Origin of the sequence: Candidatus Villigracilis proximus, from assembly GCF_016717045.1 — a bacterium.
Taxonomy (GTDB): domain Bacteria; phylum Chloroflexota; class Anaerolineae; order Anaerolineales; family Villigracilaceae; genus Villigracilis; species Villigracilis proximus.
This window is the reverse complement of record NZ_JADJUO010000004.1, coordinates 123,609-141,827: the sequence shown is the minus strand read 5'-3', so window position 1 is coordinate 141,827 and position 18,219 is coordinate 123,609. Positions and strand designations below refer to the sequence as shown.

At 47.7% G+C, this 18,219-nt stretch carries 9 protein-coding genes, 1 other RNA gene and 3 pseudogenes; 9 read left to right on the top strand and 4 right to left on the bottom strand.

The features are described from left to right. Positions 1 to 19: 19 nt before the first annotated feature. Both IPL71_RS04955 and IPL71_RS04950 read right to left on the bottom strand, forming a co-directional pair. Positions 20 to 871, bottom strand: a complete 852-nt coding sequence (locus IPL71_RS04955) for a hypothetical protein (RefSeq protein WP_345319428.1) — start codon at positions 869 to 871, stop codon at positions 20 to 22. A 313-nt stretch (positions 872 to 1,184) separates the two neighbouring features. Then, positions 1,185 to 1,622 carry a hypothetical protein gene (locus IPL71_RS04950; RefSeq protein WP_345319427.1) on the bottom strand — a complete coding sequence of 146 codons (438 nt, stop codon included), beginning with the start codon at positions 1,620 to 1,622 and terminating at the stop codon, positions 1,185 to 1,187. Positions 1,623 to 1,951: 329 nt separating this feature from the next. Here IPL71_RS04950 and IPL71_RS04945 point away from each other — a divergent pair, with 329 nt between their 5' ends. From IPL71_RS04945 to gatA, 6 genes and pseudogenes are all read left to right on the top strand, one after another. Next, a complete protein-coding gene (locus tag IPL71_RS04945) occupies positions 1,952 to 4,291 on the top strand; it encodes a cadherin domain-containing protein (RefSeq protein ID WP_345319426.1) in 2,340 nt (779 codons plus the stop codon). A gap of 17 nt (positions 4,292 to 4,308) precedes the next feature. After that, the gene (locus tag IPL71_RS04940; protein ID WP_345319424.1) at positions 4,309 to 6,099 is read left to right on the top strand and encodes a choice-of-anchor tandem repeat GloVer-containing protein; all 1,791 of its coding nucleotides are present in this window, start codon (positions 4,309 to 4,311) and stop codon (positions 6,097 to 6,099) included. Further along, positions 6,035 to 7,168: a cadherin repeat domain-containing protein gene (locus IPL71_RS04935; RefSeq protein ID WP_345319422.1), complete on the top strand. Its 1,134-nt coding sequence runs from the start codon at positions 6,035 to 6,037 to the stop codon at positions 7,166 to 7,168. Before IPL71_RS04940 ends, IPL71_RS04935 begins: the two co-directional genes overlap by 65 nt. A 297-nt stretch (positions 7,169 to 7,465) precedes the next feature. After that, positions 7,466 to 9,229, top strand: a complete 1,764-nt coding sequence (gene aspS / locus IPL71_RS04930) for an aspartate--tRNA ligase (protein ID WP_345319421.1) — start codon at positions 7,466 to 7,468, stop codon at positions 9,227 to 9,229. Positions 9,230 to 9,346: 117 nt separating this feature from the next. Next, positions 9,347 to 9,646 (top strand): Asp-tRNA(Asn)/Glu-tRNA(Gln) amidotransferase subunit GatC, encoded by a 300-nt coding sequence (gene gatC / locus IPL71_RS04925; protein ID WP_345319420.1) that lies wholly within the window; start codon positions 9,347 to 9,349, stop codon positions 9,644 to 9,646. A gap of 89 nt (positions 9,647 to 9,735) precedes the next feature. Then, positions 9,736 to 11,197: pseudogene (gatA, locus tag IPL71_RS04920) on the top strand (Asp-tRNA(Asn)/Glu-tRNA(Gln) amidotransferase subunit GatA). A gap of 45 nt (positions 11,198 to 11,242) precedes the next feature. Here the strand turns inward: gatA and IPL71_RS04915 are convergent. Continuing rightward, on the bottom strand, positions 11,243 to 11,734 hold the full coding sequence (locus IPL71_RS04915) for a DinB family protein (RefSeq protein ID WP_345319418.1): 492 nt from the start codon (positions 11,732 to 11,734) through the stop codon (positions 11,243 to 11,245). 81 nt (positions 11,735 to 11,815) lie between these two features. Between IPL71_RS04915 and gatB the strand changes: the two are divergent. Beyond that, a pseudogene (gatB, locus tag IPL71_RS04910) lies at positions 11,816 to 13,289 on the top strand (Asp-tRNA(Asn)/Glu-tRNA(Gln) amidotransferase subunit GatB). Between the two features lie 1,611 nt (positions 13,290 to 14,900). Beyond that, positions 14,901 to 16,243: pseudogene (gene asnS / locus IPL71_RS04900) on the top strand (asparagine--tRNA ligase). A 505-nt stretch (positions 16,244 to 16,748) separates the two neighbouring features. Here the strand turns inward: asnS and IPL71_RS04895 are convergent. Beyond that, a complete protein-coding gene (locus IPL71_RS04895; RefSeq protein WP_345319414.1) occupies positions 16,749 to 17,768 on the bottom strand; it encodes a GH25 family lysozyme in 1,020 nt (339 codons plus the stop codon). A gap of 145 nt (positions 17,769 to 17,913) precedes the next feature. On the opposite strand from IPL71_RS04895, the gene ssrS reads away from it, so the two are divergent. After that, a non-coding RNA gene (ssrS, locus tag IPL71_RS04890) (6S RNA) lies at positions 17,914 to 18,090 on the top strand. Positions 18,091 to 18,219: the final 129 nt, after the last annotated feature.

Here is an 18,219-nt window from a genome sequence, read left to right as displayed (position 1 = left end):
TTCTCTAAACCGGCCATTTCTATTGAGGTGCTGCAAGGTTGGGGATTTTATCCAAGTCCCACAGCCTCAGATTGTCGATTGACGCTGCGGCAATGTGTCCTGGGTCTGCAAGTATGTGAAATGTTACAGCCCAGGGCGATGAGCGGACCGTTGCGTCGGTTCTACAATTATCCAAATAAGTAAGAGGATCATCATTGAGGTACACAGCGCATTGCTCCCCATGCATAACAATCAGAATGGTTATACGTTCGGGAGCTAAATAGTCAAATGTTCCTGTTTGAGATTGCCAATTATCACGAGATCCCCAATGCAAAGCCCAGGTTTGATTCTTGGATAGGTCAAGAGCCACACTCCGATCAATAGTCTGGTCAAATTGAACGCGCACAGTGTCTTCGGGCTGGGTTTCTTCAAATTGAAAATCAAAGTTCAAGACAAAATTTTTGCGGATCAATTTTGGGTTATACACCCAATAATCTTTATTTTCGTTTTCCGCAGGAAGCTGCATAATTAAAGTCCCCTCTTGTAGATGTGCATAAAAAGGTCCTCTGCGGCTGCCCGGAATAAAATAAAACCAACCTCGATTTAGACCTCGTGAATTCGTCATGAAAATCAGGGCGGCGCCCATCCAATGCGCTAAGGGTTGGGTCGGAAAATCCGTGACCCAGGCCGGGAAGGGCAATGCCTCGGGAGTGGAAAATAAAACAGCAGGAGTCGGAGTTGGCGTGTGTGTTGACAGCAGTGTATCATCTGGAAAATCAGTCATTTTTGCAGTTGGCGTACCGATGAAATAACCGGTAGAAAGGTCTCCCATCGCACAGGCAAAAGTCAAGGTGATTGCTATCAAAAAGTATAAAAGTTTTCCTGATTTCATTTCGTATATCGTAACATATCATAAGGTGTTAGAGAAATCATTCAGCAGGCATGTGCATAATTAATCTAAGCTGCCACCATATCAAGAAATCCCAAACCCTTGCCCACTAATTTGTCAGACTTTTTCCAATTCGGAAAATCTGTGCAATTCGCGCAAAAAGGTTTTTCAGAGCAATTGATCTCAAGGCAACTTACGTTAATTAACGCAGTGCAACCTCCAAATTTTCCAGTAGGAAAAATCCAGGACAGGCCGCCAAAAAGCCGGGACTTAATGTTCCGGCTCTTTTATGCTTAATCAACTATATCTAAAAAGACTACCCGCTATTCGTGGACGGAACATCCTTAGACTTGCGCGGGCTGCGTGACTTTGATTCAGATGGTTTGGGCTGTAGAAACAGCATATATCCATACACCAGGGAAAAAAGACCAAAGATCACAAGTAACACCCATCCATTTGCACGAAACATATTGACCGAGGTCATGCCAATAATGCTCATGACAAATCCGCCAATCGAAGAAGCCAGTAAAACAAATGCTGTATTCTTCTGGATCTTTGCGGGGTTATCCCTCAAAAACCAAAGCAGTAAACCGCCCATAAGCAAGGCTCCGCCCACAAATCGTGTCACAAAGGTGGTTGAGACATACACCTCAGACCCAAATTGATTGAGGACAAAGACGGGCATTAAGATTAGCAACGCACCAAATATCGCGAGGGCAACAGCATTGATAGTAAACATCAAACGGTAGTTCATTTTATTCTCCTGTATATTTGTTTTATCAAGATTGAATTGATAAAACAAATATACAATACCGGCGGATGAAGAGGCAAGGAATATCGTTTATTTAACCTTGCATTTACTTTGCAGGACGCGTCTATTAACATCCCACATTTGTCCTATTCAAATAACACATTCGCAATTGTTCTCTGTTGTATGCCGCACATCCAAAAAATGATTATGCGACAAATGACATCTTCTTTGTTTAAGAATTCAAAACAATTATGAAAGTGCAACTTGTATAAGGCATTCCAAACCTCTACAATATATATGAAATATTGTCATATTTTATGAGGCAAAATACCATGAACGCAAGTTTGTCCTTTAAAAGAAATACCCGTATATTGCTGACAGCCATTGTCATCACAATACTGCTAACCGCGACAAGCGCACTCGCCGCATCCGGAACACTGGATTCAACCTTCGGCACAAACGGCATTGTCACCACCCAATTCAATAATCTGCCCAGTTCTACCAATGAAGTTCTCCTGCAAACTGACGGCAAGATCATAATATTGGGGACTATTAAATTAAGTGATGGTCAATTTAAGAAGATCATTGCGCGTTATAACAGCAACGGCACATTGGATACGCTCTTTAGCGACAACGGAAAAATCCTAATTGAAATCGCATCATTTTCAGGATCAAAGATAGCGCTCCTGCCGGATGGAAAACTGATCGTCGGCGGATTAAGCGGGGGAAAATTTGCGGTTGTCCGTTACAACAGTAACGGCACACAAGATACGACATTTGGCACGAACGGAATGGGAAATGTTCGCTTTTTCAGTGAGGCACGTCAATCCCTCGCTGATATGATGATCCAATTCGACGGCAAAATCGTGATGGTTGGGGATCATACACTTGGACAATCCAATTTCACCGATCTATTTATTGCCCGATTTAATAGCAACGGCACACCAGACGAAACCTTTGTGGCAAACGGGTTTAATATCATCGACGATACCTACTTCCCCAATAATCGGTACAACTACGGTAAGGCAGGCTTCATCCAGTCTGACGGAAAAATTATCATATTGGGGAATATGATGGATAACGATGGAAAGAACCAACTTTCCATGGCACGTATTAATCAAGATGGCTCGCTCGACACATCCACTTTTGGGACAAATGGAAAAGGAACTGCCACCTTTGCCTTTACTAATTTTCAAAGCTACAACATGACAGTACAGACAGATGGCAAAATCATCGTGCTGGCAGCCAAAGATGGAAATGTGGCGCTTGTCCGCTGTAACTCAAACGGCACACTGGATACTTCCTTCGGCGGGACAGGAATCATGACCACGGATTTTGGCGGCGAGGAGCAGGCTGACGATTTGGTCATTCAATCAGATGGAAAAATTATTATCGAGGGAAAGACTTCCGGTCTATATTCAAGCGACTTCCTGCTCGTCCGTTATAACCGTGACGGCTCGCTGGACACCACATTTGGCGCGAATGGAAAAGTGATCACTGATTTTGGCAGCAGCGACGATACAGCAACGGGAATTGCACTGCAACCCGATAACAAGGTGATTATTGTGGGAACCAGCGGTGAGAATGCCATTATGGCGCGTTATGAAGCAGGCACATCCAGTGTTACACAAACCTCAGATACATTCAAATCTGCTGATGCTTACGACGGCTGGATCCTCGAATCTGGCGAGAAAACCAATAAAGGCGGCATTCTGGATAAAACAGCCAGCATCATCAATTTGGGAGATGATAGTAAAGACCGGCAGTATCGCGGAATCCTTTCCTTTAATACGATTTCTATTCCAGACGATGCACTCATCACTTCAGCGCAGGTAAAAATTAAAAGGCAGGGGTTTGTCGGAACCAGCGCCTTCAAAACACATGGCAATCTATTAATGGATATCCGCACCGGCACTTTCAGTAATAACGTTATCTTAAAAGTGGAGGATTTTTCTGCAATCGCCAACATCGGATCAAGCCAGGAAAAATTCTCTGAATCTCCGCTCAACTGGTACACAGCCAGCTTAAGCAATACGAATCTGGCATTTATCAACAAGTATGGCATCACTCAGATACGTTTGCTATTCAGCAAAGATGACAATGATGATATGGGAGCCGATTACATTAAATTCTTCTCCGGCAGTGCCGCATCATCCGACCAGCCGCAGTTGATCGTCACCTATTCCAGCAATTCCGACGGGACAAATTCCGGCAATCAGCCGCCGGTCATCATTTCCAATGGCGGGCAAGCGGCAGCCGGTATTAATATCGCAGAAAATTCAACAGCAGTTACAACTGTAATTGCAACCGACGCAGAAGCAGTCACCTATTCAATTTTAGGCGGACAAGACTCGGCATTATTTTCCATCACCACTGATACTGGATTATTAACCCTTGTTACCGCGCCTGATTACGAAGCGCTATCTTTGGGCACGATCTATCATGTGACCGTGCAGGCATCTGATGGAAGCCTTATGGCATCACAGGATATTGCCGTGACAGTAACGAACGTCAACGAGTATGCGCCTGAAATCACATCAAATGCAAATATCAGTCTGCCTGAAAAATCGACAGAAGTAACCGTTATCACCGCAAGCGATGCCGACCTGCAAACACTCACCTACTCAATCATCGGTGGAACAAATGCGGCACTGTTCAGCCAAATCCCTTAGATGGGAAACTGTCTTTCGTGACTGCGCCAAGTTACATCTTCGATGATGCGAGCGTGGATAATACGTACCATGTCACTGTTCAGGCATCCGATGGCGCGCTAAACGATCAACAGGAAATCAGCGTCAGGATCTTAAATCCCAATAATACAAGCGGAATTACATTCCTGCATGAATTTGGCGGTCAGCAGAATAATGGACGCATCCCGTACGGCACGCTCTTGCTATACAATGATTTTCTATATGGCACAACAACTTACGGCGGGCCACCCTACAATGTGCCGCCGACCAACCCAGCCAACAAAGGGAATGTATTTCGCGTAAAAAGGGACGGTACAGACTTCACAGTTTTACACGAATTCACTGGCGGCACAAATGATGGCTGGAAACCCTGGAGTGGACTTGCAATTGCCAACGATATGATCTTTGGCAGCACGGTCTATGGCGGTCCGCGCGGCGAAGGCGGCGGCGTGATCTATGAAATGAACATCAATGGAAGTGGATTCCGTGTACTGCACGCTTTTGGTGAACCAGGCGATGGATTTGGCGGATCAACCTCGCCGATACTTGTTGACGACACCCTATACGGACTCACCCGCTGGGGCGGAAACGGCACAGGTACTGTGTATAGTTACAACACCTCAACAGAAGTATACACACAACTGTATCGTTTTGCAGCGAACAGCAGCGACGGTAACGCTCCACTTGGAACATTGACGGCGGCCAATGACGGCTACCTATATGGGCTGACCTGGCTGGGCGGGAAAAATAACATGGGTACATTGTTCCGTATTAAACCCGATGGCTCGGCATTTGAAACCCTGCATCATTTTGCTGGTGGCACACAGGGAAAATATCCCTACGACACACTTGTATTCGACGGAAACCATACACTCTATGGCACAACGTTGGGAGAGTATGGAAACAATCCATCTGATCTCGGTACAGTATTTAAATATGACCTTGCAAGCAAAACACACACCGTTCTGCATAAATTCGCGGGTGGAATTAACGACAGCGGCAAACCAAATGGAGGCGTGGTGCTGTCACTGGATGGATGGACACTTTACGGCACAACTCATGGCGATGATGCCTGGGGCGGAAAAGAGTATGGAATTCTCTATCAAATGTATATTGATGGAGCAGGGTTCCAGAAATTATATGAATTCAGCGGCGGGATCGCCGGAGCAACTCCCATGCGAACACCGCTTCTACTGGACGGCGTTCTGTATGGTATGACAGCCTATGGCGGCATGGAAAATTACGGCATCATATGGACTTTTCACATACCAGACTTAAGAACAGCCAATCCTGTTGCGCCGGCAGTAAATCTTCATAGCCCGGTCATTACATCAAACAATGCGATTTCAGTCCCGGAGAATAACAGCGCAGCGGTAATAATCACCGCCACAGATGAAGATTTACCGGCTCAAACGCTAACCTACTCGATCACAGGCGGCGCAGATTCTCAGCTCTTCACGATCAATCCATTTACAGGCGATTTGATTTTTATCACTGCGCCGAATTATGAAACCCCAACAGATGCCGGTTTGGATAATACATACAATGTAACGGTACAAGCTTCCGATGGCGGCTATGCAGTAACACAAGAAGTCATGCTCACGATCACTCCCGTTAACGACAATCCTCCGATTATCACATCAAACAGCGCTGTCTCAATTTCGGAAAATTCCACTTGTCATTACCACCATCACTGCTGCCGATGCAGATATTCCAACACAACCTTTGATCTACTCAATATCGGGCGGTGCGGATTCTTCACTCTTCAATGTCAATTCTTCCACCGGTGAATTAACATTCACAACACTGCCAGACTTTGAAATTCCGACCGATGCGGGAATTGACAATATTTACAATGTCACAGTGCAGGCTTCAGATGGAGAACTGGTCAGTACGCAGGATGTTATCGTCACCGTCAACGGCGTAAATGACAACAACCCCGTGATGACATCCGTTGGGAATTTCTCAATTCCAGAAAATAATCTGGTCGTAACCACGGTTACAGCAACAGATGCAGATTTTCCAAATCAGTCTCTGACCTATTCAATTGTCGGCGGTTCAGATTCGGCGCTCTTCAACGTCAACTCACTCACAGGCGAGTTGACGTTCATCACCGCGCCTGATTACGAAATCCCCGCCGATGCCGGCATGGACAATATCTACAATCTGATCATGCAAGTATCGGATGGAACACTGACCGTAACTCAAGATATCACCGTAACGATCACGGCGGTCAATGACAATTCCCCAACCATGTTTTCCACAGGAAATTTCTCAATACCTGAAAACACATCCACCGTTACCACGGTCACTGCCCGAGACGCTGACCTGCCCGCTCAAACGCTGACATATTCCATCGTCGGCGGAACGGATCCGGCTCTCTTTACTCTCAATACATCCACAGGTGTTTTAGCTTTTATCACAGCCAAAGATTATGAAACACCAAATGACAGCGGAGCCGACAATACGTACAACATCACAATTCAGGCATCCGATGGATTGCTGCACGTCACACAAAATATTATCATTAGCATGATCCCGGTCAATGACAATAACCCTGTGATCACATCACCAAATATTTTTTCAATCCCTGAAAATATCAACGCAATCGCCGCAATCACAGCGGTCGACTCTGACCGTCCTGCCCAGCCTTTGACCTACTCAATCATCGGCGGCGCGGACTCGGCTAAGTTTTCCATTGTCAGCGCCACGGGTGCGTTTTCCTTCATAACCGCGCTAGATTTTGAAGTCCCGGCTGATTTCAATCTGGATAATACCTACGAGGTTGTAATTCAGGTCTCAGATGGAATATTCAACCAAACGCAAAACATCACCGTCAAAGTTCTCAACGCAGACTAAATCAAATAACTCTGTGCTATAATCCGCGCCACGATGTACAACCGCATCCAATTTGCCAATAGCAATAATAATAACGATAATGACGATCCCTGTATCGTTGGGCGAAGCTTTGCTGGTTGACAGATAACTCAAGTCAAAACCAATCGCCCGACGCAAACGCGAAGGGCGATTTATTTTATCTAAACACAAAGGGCACAAAGTACACGAAGAAATTCTCAAAAGATATTCTCGTTGTGCTTTGCTTAAAACCTTTGAGTCCTTGGTGTACTTTGTGTTTTAAAATTTCGGAGGCGCATTATGTATAGAACTCATACTTGTGGAGAATTACGGGCCAGCCATGCAGGGCAGACCATCACCCTTTCCGGCTGGGTACACCGACGCCGCGACCATGGCGGGGTGGCATTTTTCGATCTGCGTGATCGCACGGGATTGGTGCAGGTCACCATTAACCCAGACCTTCCAAAAGAATCACTTGACCTCGTTACCAATGTCCGCATGGAGTGGGTTTTACAGATCGAAGGCGTTGTGCAATTGCGCCCCGATGGGATGAAGAATCCAAAAATGGAAACGGGCGAGATCGAGATCATTGCACGTGAAGTGAAGATCCTCAACCCTGCAAAGACTCTGCCTTTCCTCGTCAGCACGGATACCGATCTGGCGGACGAAAATACACGCCTCAAATATCGCTATCTCGATCTGCGCCGCGAACGTATGACTCGCAACATGGTTTTGCGCCATAAGGTGATCAAGTTTATGCGTGATTATCTTGATGAGCAGGGATTCATCGAAGTGGAAACACCGATCATGTTCAAGGCCACGCCTGAAGGCGCGCGCGATTATCTTGTGCCTTCCCGTGTGTACCCTGGTCAGTTTTATGCATTGCCCCAGTCGCCTCAACAATTAAAGCAATTGCTGATGGTGGCTGGCATGGACAAGTATTTCCAGATCGCACGCTGTTTCCGCGATGAAGATCTGCGCGGTGACCGTCAACCTGAGTTTACTCAACTCGATCTCGAAATGTCATTTGTGCATCGTGATGATGTGCTCGCGTTGGTGGAAGGCTTGTTCACAAAAATGCTTCCAGCCGTTACACCGCACAAGAAATTACTTTCTTCTCCGTGGCCGAAATTCTCGTATCGTGAAGTGCTGGAAAAATATGGATCGGATAAACCCGACCTGCGCTTCGGAATGGAATTGATCGAACTGAATGACGTTTTCGCGAAGAGTGAATTCCGCGTCTTTCAATCTACACTGGAAGCTGGCGGCGTGATCAAATGCATTGTCGCCCCTAAATCAGCAGACATGTCCCGCAAGGAAGTGGATGCGCTGACAGAAGTGGCGAAAACTTTCGGAGCAAAGGGAATGCCCACGTTGGCGATCACAGCCGAAGGTGTGAAAGGAAGCGCGTCTAAATTCGTCAACCCTGAAGAAGTGGAAGCGCTCAAAGCCAAGACTGGCGCGGGTGTCGGCGATCTGATCGTCTTCGCAACCGACGAGCGCAAAGTGGTTAACAAAGTACTCGGCGGACTTCGCTTATGGTTCCGCGATAAATTAGATCTTGCTGACAAAAACATGATGGCCTTCGCCTGGGTCGTGGACTTTCCGTTCTTTGCATACAACGAAGAAACAAAAGCCTGGGAATCAGAACATCATCCGTTCACCATGCCCAAGATGGAAGACCTCGATAAATTTGACACCGACCCTGGCGCAGTCGCATCTGACGCGTATGACATGGTCTGCAACGGTTATGAGACCGCCTCCGGCTCGATCCGCATTCATCGCCGTGACATTCAAATGAAGATGTTCCAAATGCTCGGGTTGAGCGACGAAGATATTCAAGCCAAGTTTGGTCACATGCTCGAAGCCTTTGAATACGGCGCTCCCCCACACGGCGGAATGGCCCCCGGCATTGACCGTCTCGTGATGCTCCTCGCGGACGAACCAAACATCCGCGAAGTGATTGCATTCCCCAAGAATCAAGCCGGCCGCGATGTAATGGCGGATGCGCCCTCCGAAGTGGAGCCGAAGCAGTTGAAAGAGTTGCATATTAAGTTTGAGTAGTTTGTTTGAGGTTTCCGAAGTTTGTGAAGTTTGTGATGTCTGGGTTTTAGAGGTTTTAGATCCCTCAGATCATCATGCGCATCAGCACCTTAGTGCACCTCAAACAAAAGAGGTTTTATGACAAACAAAATAGATACCGAAATGGTCAAGCACGTTGCAAACCTCGTGCGGCTTGGAATCTCGGAAGAGGAAGCGCAGAAGTTCAGTCCGCAGTTCTCTTCGATCATTGATTACTTCAACATGCTCAACGAAGTGGACACGGAAAATGTCCCGCCTGCATCAGACATCACCAACAATACGAATGTCCTGCGCGAAGATGTAGCCAAGCCCTCCATGAGCCGCGAAGAATTTCTGAAGAACGCTCCAAATTCCGAACGCGGATATGTCAAAGTGCCGACTGTTTTAGGTGACGAATAAATTTTCACCACAAAGGAGACAAAGGTTCACAAAGGTTTAAAAGCTTTTCCTTCGTGAACCTTTGTGACCCTTCGTGGTTAAAGGTTTTTATGCAACTAACAAACTTCACCATTCGCGAAGCATCTGAAATGCTCGCTACAAAAAAAATCTCCAGCGTCGAATTGACTCAGTCCACGCTTCAACGCGCCCATGAAGTGGATTCAAAGATTCAATCCTATGTCACCATCACCGATGACCTTGCGCTCGAACAAGCCAAACAAGCCGATGAACGCATCGCCAAAGGCGAAAACGTCACCCCGCTGACAGGCATTCCCTTCGCGATGAAAGACTGCATCTCCACACGTGGAGTCCGCACTACATGCTCATCGAAAATTCTCGAAGATTACGTACCGCAATACGATGCCACCGTCACCAACAAACTCGCGGATTCAGGCGCAGTGTTGATCGGCAAAACCAACATGGACGAATTCGGCATGGGCTCCTCCTGCGAAAATTCCGCGCTCTTCAAAACGCACAACCCGTGGGATCTCGAACGCGTCCCCGGCGGATCAAGCGGCGGGGCAGCGGCATCGATGTCTGCGGGGCTGTGCAACTTTTCCATCGGCGAAGACACAGGCGGATCAGTGCGCATGCCTGCCGGCTTTTGTAACGTCACCGGCATCAAGCCCACCTATGGCCGCGTTTCCCGTTATGGACTCATCTCGCTTGTTTCTTCATTCGATTGCATCGGCCCGATGACTCGCGACGTTTATGATTGCGCCACCGTGCTTGAAGCCATCGCCGGTCACGACGAACGCGACAGCACGACCTTCAACGCGCCTGTTCCGCAATATCATCAAAGCATCGAAAAATCTGTCAAAGGCATGACCATTGGCATCCCAAAAGAATATTTTGTATCAGGCATGGAAGCCGGCGTGGAAAGCTCGATTCAGGAAGCCATCCGCACTTATGAAAAACTTGGCATGAAGATTCAAGAAGTCTCATTGCCCAACACCCAATACGCGCTGCCTGTTTATTATCTTTTTGCTTTTCGCCGAAGCCAGTTCAAATCTTGCGCGCATCGACGGCACACGCTTCGGCCTCTCTGTTTCAGAAAACGCAAAAGATGTGATCGACATCTACTTGCAGACTCGTCACGAGGGTTTTGGCGATGAAGTCAAGCGCAGGATCATGCTTGGGGCGTATGCGCTATCCGCAGGATATTATGACGCGTACTATCTCAAAGCCCAAAAAGTACGCACGCTTCTTCGTCGTGACTTTGAAACTGCTCTCGCCTCCGTTGACATTCTCCTCGCCCCCACCTGCCCCACCACCGCCTTCAAACTTGGCGAAAAAACAAACGATCCACTCGAAATGTATCTCTCTGATATTTATGTTGTCGCCACAAATCCAGCCGGCGTCCCTGCCCTAGCACTCCCCGCCGGTTTCTCAAATAACATGCCCGTCGGAATGCAATTGATTGGCAAGCACTTGGATGAACAAACATTATTTCAAGTCGGTCACGCCTATCAACAAGTGACAGATTGGCACAAGCAACTTCCAAACTTATGATTGTGTAAGCCGCCTCACAACTTAGTCTTACACATGAGAAGATATTTACGGGTTTTCATATACATAGAAAATATAATCTTGAGATTTCGTATCGACGCCCAGATCATATAAGACCCTGAGAAGTTGAGCGCGATGATCGGTGGCGTGATTCGCCACGTGGAGAAGTACCTGCCAGGCAAAGAGGACTTGATCTTCTTCCGGCTCCTTGATCGGCTTGGTAAACAACATATCATCCTTTAACTCGGCAAGGTACGCGCGAATATTTTGCTCCAACTTGTCCCAGTGTGCGCGAATGACATCTCGGTCATCAACTTCGGTGGTGGAAGGAAGCGGTTCTAAAGCGTTGGTACCACGCAGTTCACTGAACCACATATCTTCCGCGTCGAGAAGGTGAACGATCTGATCCCGAACGGACCCGTGGGAATAACCCACGGCTTGCAGGAACTGTTCGAAGGACAGTGAAGCAACATGTTCCCATGTCTTGCGGTTTTCGGCGAAGTGATAGTTGTAAAAATGACGAAAGGCATCAGCATTCATATTAGAGTTTGCTCCTTTGGATAAGTTTGAAATATTATAGTGCAGGCATTCTAATAAAATCAACCACGAGACTACCAAACTATGACACAAAAATACGAACCAGTAATCGGACTTGAAATCCACGCTGAGTTGCAGACTAACTCAAAAATGTTCTGCTCCTGCTCAGCGGATTATTCCAACGCGCCAGAACCAAACACATTTATTTGTCCTGTTTGCACAGGACTGCCCGGCGCCATGCCTGTCCTCAACAAAAAAGCAATTGAACAAGCCACGCTGGTGGGTCTGGCTTTAAATTGTTCGATCAATGAATTTAATACCTTTGCGCGCAAAAATTATTTTTACCCCGACCTGCCCAAGGGTTATCAAATTTCACAATATGATTTACCCATCGCATCCAAAGGTCATCTTGATATTTTAGATGACACGGATACTCCGATGCGTGTTGTTGTCCGCCGTGTACATATTGAAGAGGACACCGCCAAGTTAGCACACGAAAAAAATTACGCACTCGTAGATTTCAACCGCGCAGGCGTGCCATTATTAGAAATCGTCTCCGAGCCAGACATGCGTACCGTGGAAGCGGCGCTTTCGTACGCGACAAAGATTCGCGCCATCCTGCGCTATCTCGGCGTCAACGCTGGCGATATGGAAAAGGGTATCCTGCGCTTCGAGGCTAATATCTCCGTCAGACCGAGTGGCAGCTCTGAGTTAAGAACAAGAACCGAGATCAAAAATCTCAACAGTTTCCGCGCGCTGACTCGCGCATCCGCGTATGAGATCGAACGTCAAATTAAAGTCTATGAAGCGGGCGGCGAAGTGGTGCAGGAAACTCTGGGCTGGGACGAAGCGCGCGGCGTGACCGTTTCACAGCGCGGCAAGGAAGATGCGCACGACTATCGCTACTTCCCCGACCCCGACCTGCCCCCCCTTCAACTTGACCGCGCATGGATCGACTCGGTGCGAAATCAACTGCCCGAATTGCCTGACGATAAAAAACGCCGCTTCATTTCAGACTTCAAACTGACTCCGTCCGAAGCGCAGCTGCTTACCTCCGAGCAGACTCTCGCCAACTACTTCGAGAGCATTGTCGCAAAATCAAAGAGTCCCGCAAAGACAATTCACTCATGGATGGCAGGCGAGTTCATGCGTTACATGAATGACTCGGGGTTTGCTTTAGAAGATATCAATTTATCCGCCGAACAATTTGCACAGCTGATTGACATGGTCACAGATAAAACCATCAGCGGAAATTCCGGCAAGGTCGTGCTCAACGAAATGTTAAAGAACGGCGGCGACCCCGCGCAGATCGTCAAAGAAAAATCTCGCACAGGTTTCAGATACGGGCTTTATTCAGGAAGCCATCGAAAAAATCCTGAGCGATAACCCCAAAGAAGTGGAACAATTCCTCGCCGGCAAAGAGACCATCGTCCAATGGTTGATGGGACAAGTCGCCCGCGCCACCAAAGGCAAGGCGACCCGAATGTGGCGAAGGAGTTGTTGGTCAAGGCGAAGAGAAAAAAGAAACCGCAAAATTAACAACGCGAAAAACCCATGAGGCCCACCAAAAACGAAGAAACAATTTCTTTTATCATTTCCACCCTAACAAAACTTGAAGATTTCACATCACTGCAGCCCGCTGTTTGGTCAGGAAGAAGTACCAAAAGACCTGCTTACGCTAGACTCGCGCGCAAACCCCGAAAATAGACTTTGCCATACCACAGATTTTCAAGAGTTTTGGATGCACATTATTCGCAGCGAAGCCCAAGCGTAAAAATTTCGTGCTGATACAAACAAGTTGAGAAGGAATAAACGACGAAGCAATGTTTTGAATGACAGCGCGACTGCTCAAAGAGAGCCACCCCGCCAGGACGAAGACCGACGGCGCGACCTCCAAAAGAAAAAAGATCACCAGACAGAAAGAAACACCGCCATTAAGTGACGCTTATTTTTAAGCCCAGAACCGGCTTTGATAGAAGGCTTCAAAGCTGAACATATTTTGATGAATTGAATAATTTTACAAGGCAGTATTGGCGCCGCGTCCTAATTGAAAATGGAGTTTTCGACTTACAGCTGAAAACCGCCGTATAACTGCGGTGCGCGTTTACGAACGTTGGACAAAGAGAAGCGTGGAACCCGAAGTGCGGCGGGCGGCGTGTATGTAAAACCCCGCGGCCGCCCCGCCGGCCGCAGTTGATCAACAGATTATTTCGCCCAAAGAAAACGCGACCGCAATCATTTCTAATTGGAAGAAGCTGGTTTAATGCCAACTCAAACGACAATCTAGATACTGAAGCGGAGGAGCGGGGCGGGGGGGGACGCCGCCCGCGGGGGGGGGGGGGGGGAGAAGAAAGAAACGCGAACGCTTTGAAATCTTATTCAAAGTGACGATGGACAAGGCGGTTTGATGCCATTATGGAAACCCCCTTATATTGGATAAACGATGGGAGGGCGCGGGGAGTAGAACCAACCGGGAGGTAGGTGGGGGGCCCGTTTTGAACACTAATTTTGTTTGGCAAAACAGGCGGATTTTACTCAGGTGTACAGATTTTCGCGGCACAACCAGGCTTCAGCCTGGGCTTGGCGAGGAGGGCCCGCGAAAGAGGGAACAAGAAAAAAAAATTTCAGAAAAACTGCTGAATTCTATCGAGCAGATTTGCACTGGTAGGTAAAATTACTTTTTCCTGCGCTTAGCGAAGGAAAAATCTCTCGACCAGAGGTAATTGAGAATCTTCCCTGACTTAGCAACTTACTAAAAAAACATACCTTGAGAACCGAGAAGAGACTCAAAGTATGATATTTACCTCAAATTATGAGTGCCCAAAATTACCCTCTCCTGATTGGGGTGTAGGGAGGGCGATTTAGCCAGAACTAACGAAAATATATTTTGGATTATTGAACAGTCAAACGGACATTTGGTGGCGGGCACCTGATCACGTTTTCCCACTTGGCTCCGCGCCAGCCTTCCAATCCCATGAAACGGACTAGAAGGCTTGGTTTCCGTGGAAAACCCGTCGAAAAAGCGAAACAATATTGATAAACCTGGAGAGAGCTAGAACACATACCGTACCTAGGTCAGAAAGGGCCAACCGCCGCAAAAATATCCTACTTTGCCCGGAAACTGGCTACACCGTAATTGACCAAATCAACTAACAAAAGGAATCATCACATGGCTGAATACATCAGCGTTTCAAAAATTTCAAATTACGTCGAAAAAGAAGTGACCATCAAGGGCTGGGTCTACAACCGCACCGACAAGGGCAAGTTATCGTTTTTGCTCGTGCGCGATGGGACAGCCTTTATCCAGTGTGTCGCCTTCAAAGGTGACCTGACTCCCGAGCTCTTTGAGCAGATCTCCCATCTGCCGCAGGAATCCTCGGTCATTATTACAGGCGTGGTACGTGAAGACAAACGCGCGCCCGGCATCCCGGCGGATACGAACTGGGCATCAAGGAATTACAGGTGGTTCAGTCCGCTGACCTCGATTACCCGATGTCGCTCAAAGACCACGGCGTAGACTTCGCGCTCGATAACCGTCACCTGTGGATTCGTATGCAGAGTCAGTGGGCGGTTCTGCGCATCCGCGCCACGGTCATGGCGGCCACCCGCGAATGGCTCGATACCAACGGCTTCACCGAAATGAGCACGCCCATCCTCACGCCCGCCGCTGCCGAAGGCACCACCACCCTCTTTGAAACCGAATACTTCGACGAAGGCAAAGCCTACCTCGCGCAAACCGGTCAGCTTTATAACGAAGCCAATATTTTCGCGTTTGGAAAAGTCTACTGTTTCGGTCCCACCTTCCGCGCTGAGAAATCAAAAACGCGCCGCCACTTAACTGAATTCTGGATGCTTGAACCTGAGATCGCTTTTTGTGACCTCGATGGGCTGATGGAAATCGAAGAGCAGATGTTGACTCATATCGTGCAGCGCGTCATGCGTGACCGGATGCCTGAGTTGAAATCCCTCGGGCGTGACATCTCCAAGTTGGAGAAGATCGTCGGTCCCTTCCCACGTATCTCCTACGACGACGCGGCCAAGATGATTGTGGAATTACGCGAGAAAGAAACCGACCCCGAAAAGAAAGCCCTGCTCGATTTCGAATGGGGCATGGACTTTGGCGCTCCGCACGAAACCGCCATCACCAACCAATTTGAAACACCGGTCTTTGTCTACGGCTATCCGAGCGCGGTCAAAGCCTTTTACATGGAACCGTGGCCGGGACGCCCTGAAGTCTGCAAGTCAGTCGATCTGCTCGCGCCCGAAGGCTACGGCGAGATCTGCGGCGGCTCTGAACGCATGAGCGACCACGATGCATTGCTGGCGCGCATCCGCAAAGAGAAACTGCCCGAGGATGCCTTCAAATGGTATCTGGAACTTCGTAAGTATGGTTCAGTCCCCCACTCAGGCTTCGGCATGGGCACGGAACGTGTCACCTCCTGGATCTGCGGCATTGAGCACATCCGCGAGGCGATTGCCTTCCCACGCACGATCAAGAGAGTGTATCCATAAATCAGGTAAATAAGTAGACAGGTAAATATGTACCAGCCACCCGACAGTTTTAAAATAGGACACAGACCGCTTCACGAACGTCCCAAAAACAAAGTGTCGGGCGGCTGGTGATCGACCATGTAAAGTCACCATATTTCATAACCCAATCTTATGACCCTGAAAGGGTCAAATGATTATAGGAAATAGATAACGCGGCATTCAACCCCGAAGGGGTGTCAGAGATCGAAAAAATCCATGACACCCCTTCGGGGTTTGGTTTTCAATATGCTTTTTTGCTACAATCATTTCATCCCTTCGGGATTGATAGAGAATAGACATCCACCCATATCCTATAAAACCATACCTATAATCGACCTAGCTACCCGACAGTTTTAAAACAAGACGCAGATCGCTTCGCAAACGTCCAAAAAAACAAAGAGTCAGGTGGCTAGAATATGTAGACATATAAAAATACTCTGCGCTTCTGGCACAGAGTATTTTTTACGTTTTACGTTTTACGTTCGCACTACGGAATTACCAACACCTGCCCCACCTTGATACTATTGATATTCTTAATATCATTCGCAGAAGCGATCGCGGCAACAGTAACACTGTGTTTCACGGCGATGACTGAAAGTGTATCGCCTGCTTTCACGGTATAAGTCCGCTTGGGGGTGGAGGATGTGTCAGAATCGCCCGGCCCAGCTACCGGCGTGGAGGTTGATGCGCTTTCCTGAGGGATGGCAACTGCAACAGGCACGGTCAATTTGTCGCCGGTGACGAGTAATTGGGGATTAGCCATCACCAATTCACGCACTGTAACACCGTAGGCATTCGCAATGGATTCGAAGCTGTCACCTTTTGTAATGGTGTGGATCTTCGGCTTTTGATCGGGAATGCTTGCGCCTGCAAATTTATATAATTCTTCCAGTGTGCCGTTGAAAATATTCATATCCGCAGAGGCATTGATGCCGTTGACCTTGCCCTTATCGCTGTATTGCCAGATGATCCAATTGAACCAGCCGCGCGGCAGATAGGGTTTCATGCCATCCTGATATTGATTGGGATATTGCGCCAGCCAGAGCGGATAATCCTTGGCCCAGGCGGGAGGTCCGCCGCCAGCTACGACAAGATAATCCTGTAAAAAGTATTGACCCGAATAAATGATCGGCTTTTTTCCAAACGCAGATTCAACCCGGTCAAGCCAGATCTTAACCGCAGGCACGATCTTCTCCTTCCTCATTCCGTCATGCGTTTCAAGATCAAGCACAGGCGGAAGTTCGCCATTGTCTTTCACTGTTTTTACATAATCAATAAAATAATCGGCTTGTTTTCTGGCATCCACATTACAGCGGAAAAAATGATACGCACCGCGCAGGAGTCCGGCTGATTTCGCGCCAAACCAGTTATCGTCAAATGTGGGGTCTTTATAGGTGATGCCTTCGGTGGCTTTGGCCACCATAAAACGCTGCCCTGTTGCGCGCACCTTGGGCCAGTCTATGCCTGCATCCCAATAGGAAACATCAATACCTGGAACTGTCGCCATGTAATCCTCCGTTGAAATAAAGTTTGGTTATGAGAAATTAAGCGTAGCACAAATGATTTATAAAAGCAATCAGTTTTGTAAACCCTGTCATACGGGAGAATTAATTTTTATCTACCCTTGCACCGCTGAGTATGGTATAAGAATCACAGCCCTTCTGTGTTCGTGATATCGCCTTCACGTTTTGAGCCAATACATATTAAAAGGGTCCTTAACTTAACAGAAATAACGCGATAGGCCTGAGCCAAGGCGGCGTTTCTCGGTAGGGACCCACCTGCTTTTGCAGGTTCAAAACCTGGTGGTACACGGCATAAGCGGGGTTTTTTTGTTGATACTTATACACAACTTAAAACCTTCCTTGACGAGTTCACAGGGTACATATACAATACCTTTCGTTGTACCCAAAATAAAATACGGAGATACAAGCGGCTGGGTCTTGCAAGTTCTGATACGC

Excerpts from the sequence above, each read along its gene's own strand:
- IPL71_RS04955 (WP_345319428.1), bottom strand. The coding sequence starts at position 871 with ATGAAATCAGGAAAACTTTTATACTTTTTGATAGCAATCACCTTGACT.
- IPL71_RS04950 (WP_345319427.1), bottom strand. The coding sequence starts at position 1,622 with ATGAACTACCGTTTGATGTTTACTATCAATGCTGTTGCCCTCGCGATA.
- IPL71_RS04945 (WP_345319426.1), top strand. The coding sequence starts at position 1,952 with ATGAACGCAAGTTTGTCCTTTAAAAGAAATACCCGTATATTGCTGACA.
- aspS (WP_345319421.1), top strand. The coding sequence starts at position 7,466 with ATGTATAGAACTCATACTTGTGGAGAATTACGGGCCAGCCATGCAGGG.
- gatC (WP_345319420.1), top strand. The coding sequence starts at position 9,347 with ATGACAAACAAAATAGATACCGAAATGGTCAAGCACGTTGCAAACCTC.
- IPL71_RS04915 (WP_345319418.1), bottom strand. The coding sequence starts at position 11,734 with ATGAATGCTGATGCCTTTCGTCATTTTTACAACTATCACTTCGCCGAA.
- IPL71_RS04895 (WP_345319414.1), bottom strand. The coding sequence starts at position 17,768 with ATGGCGACAGTTCCAGGTATTGATGTTTCCTATTGGGATGCAGGCATA.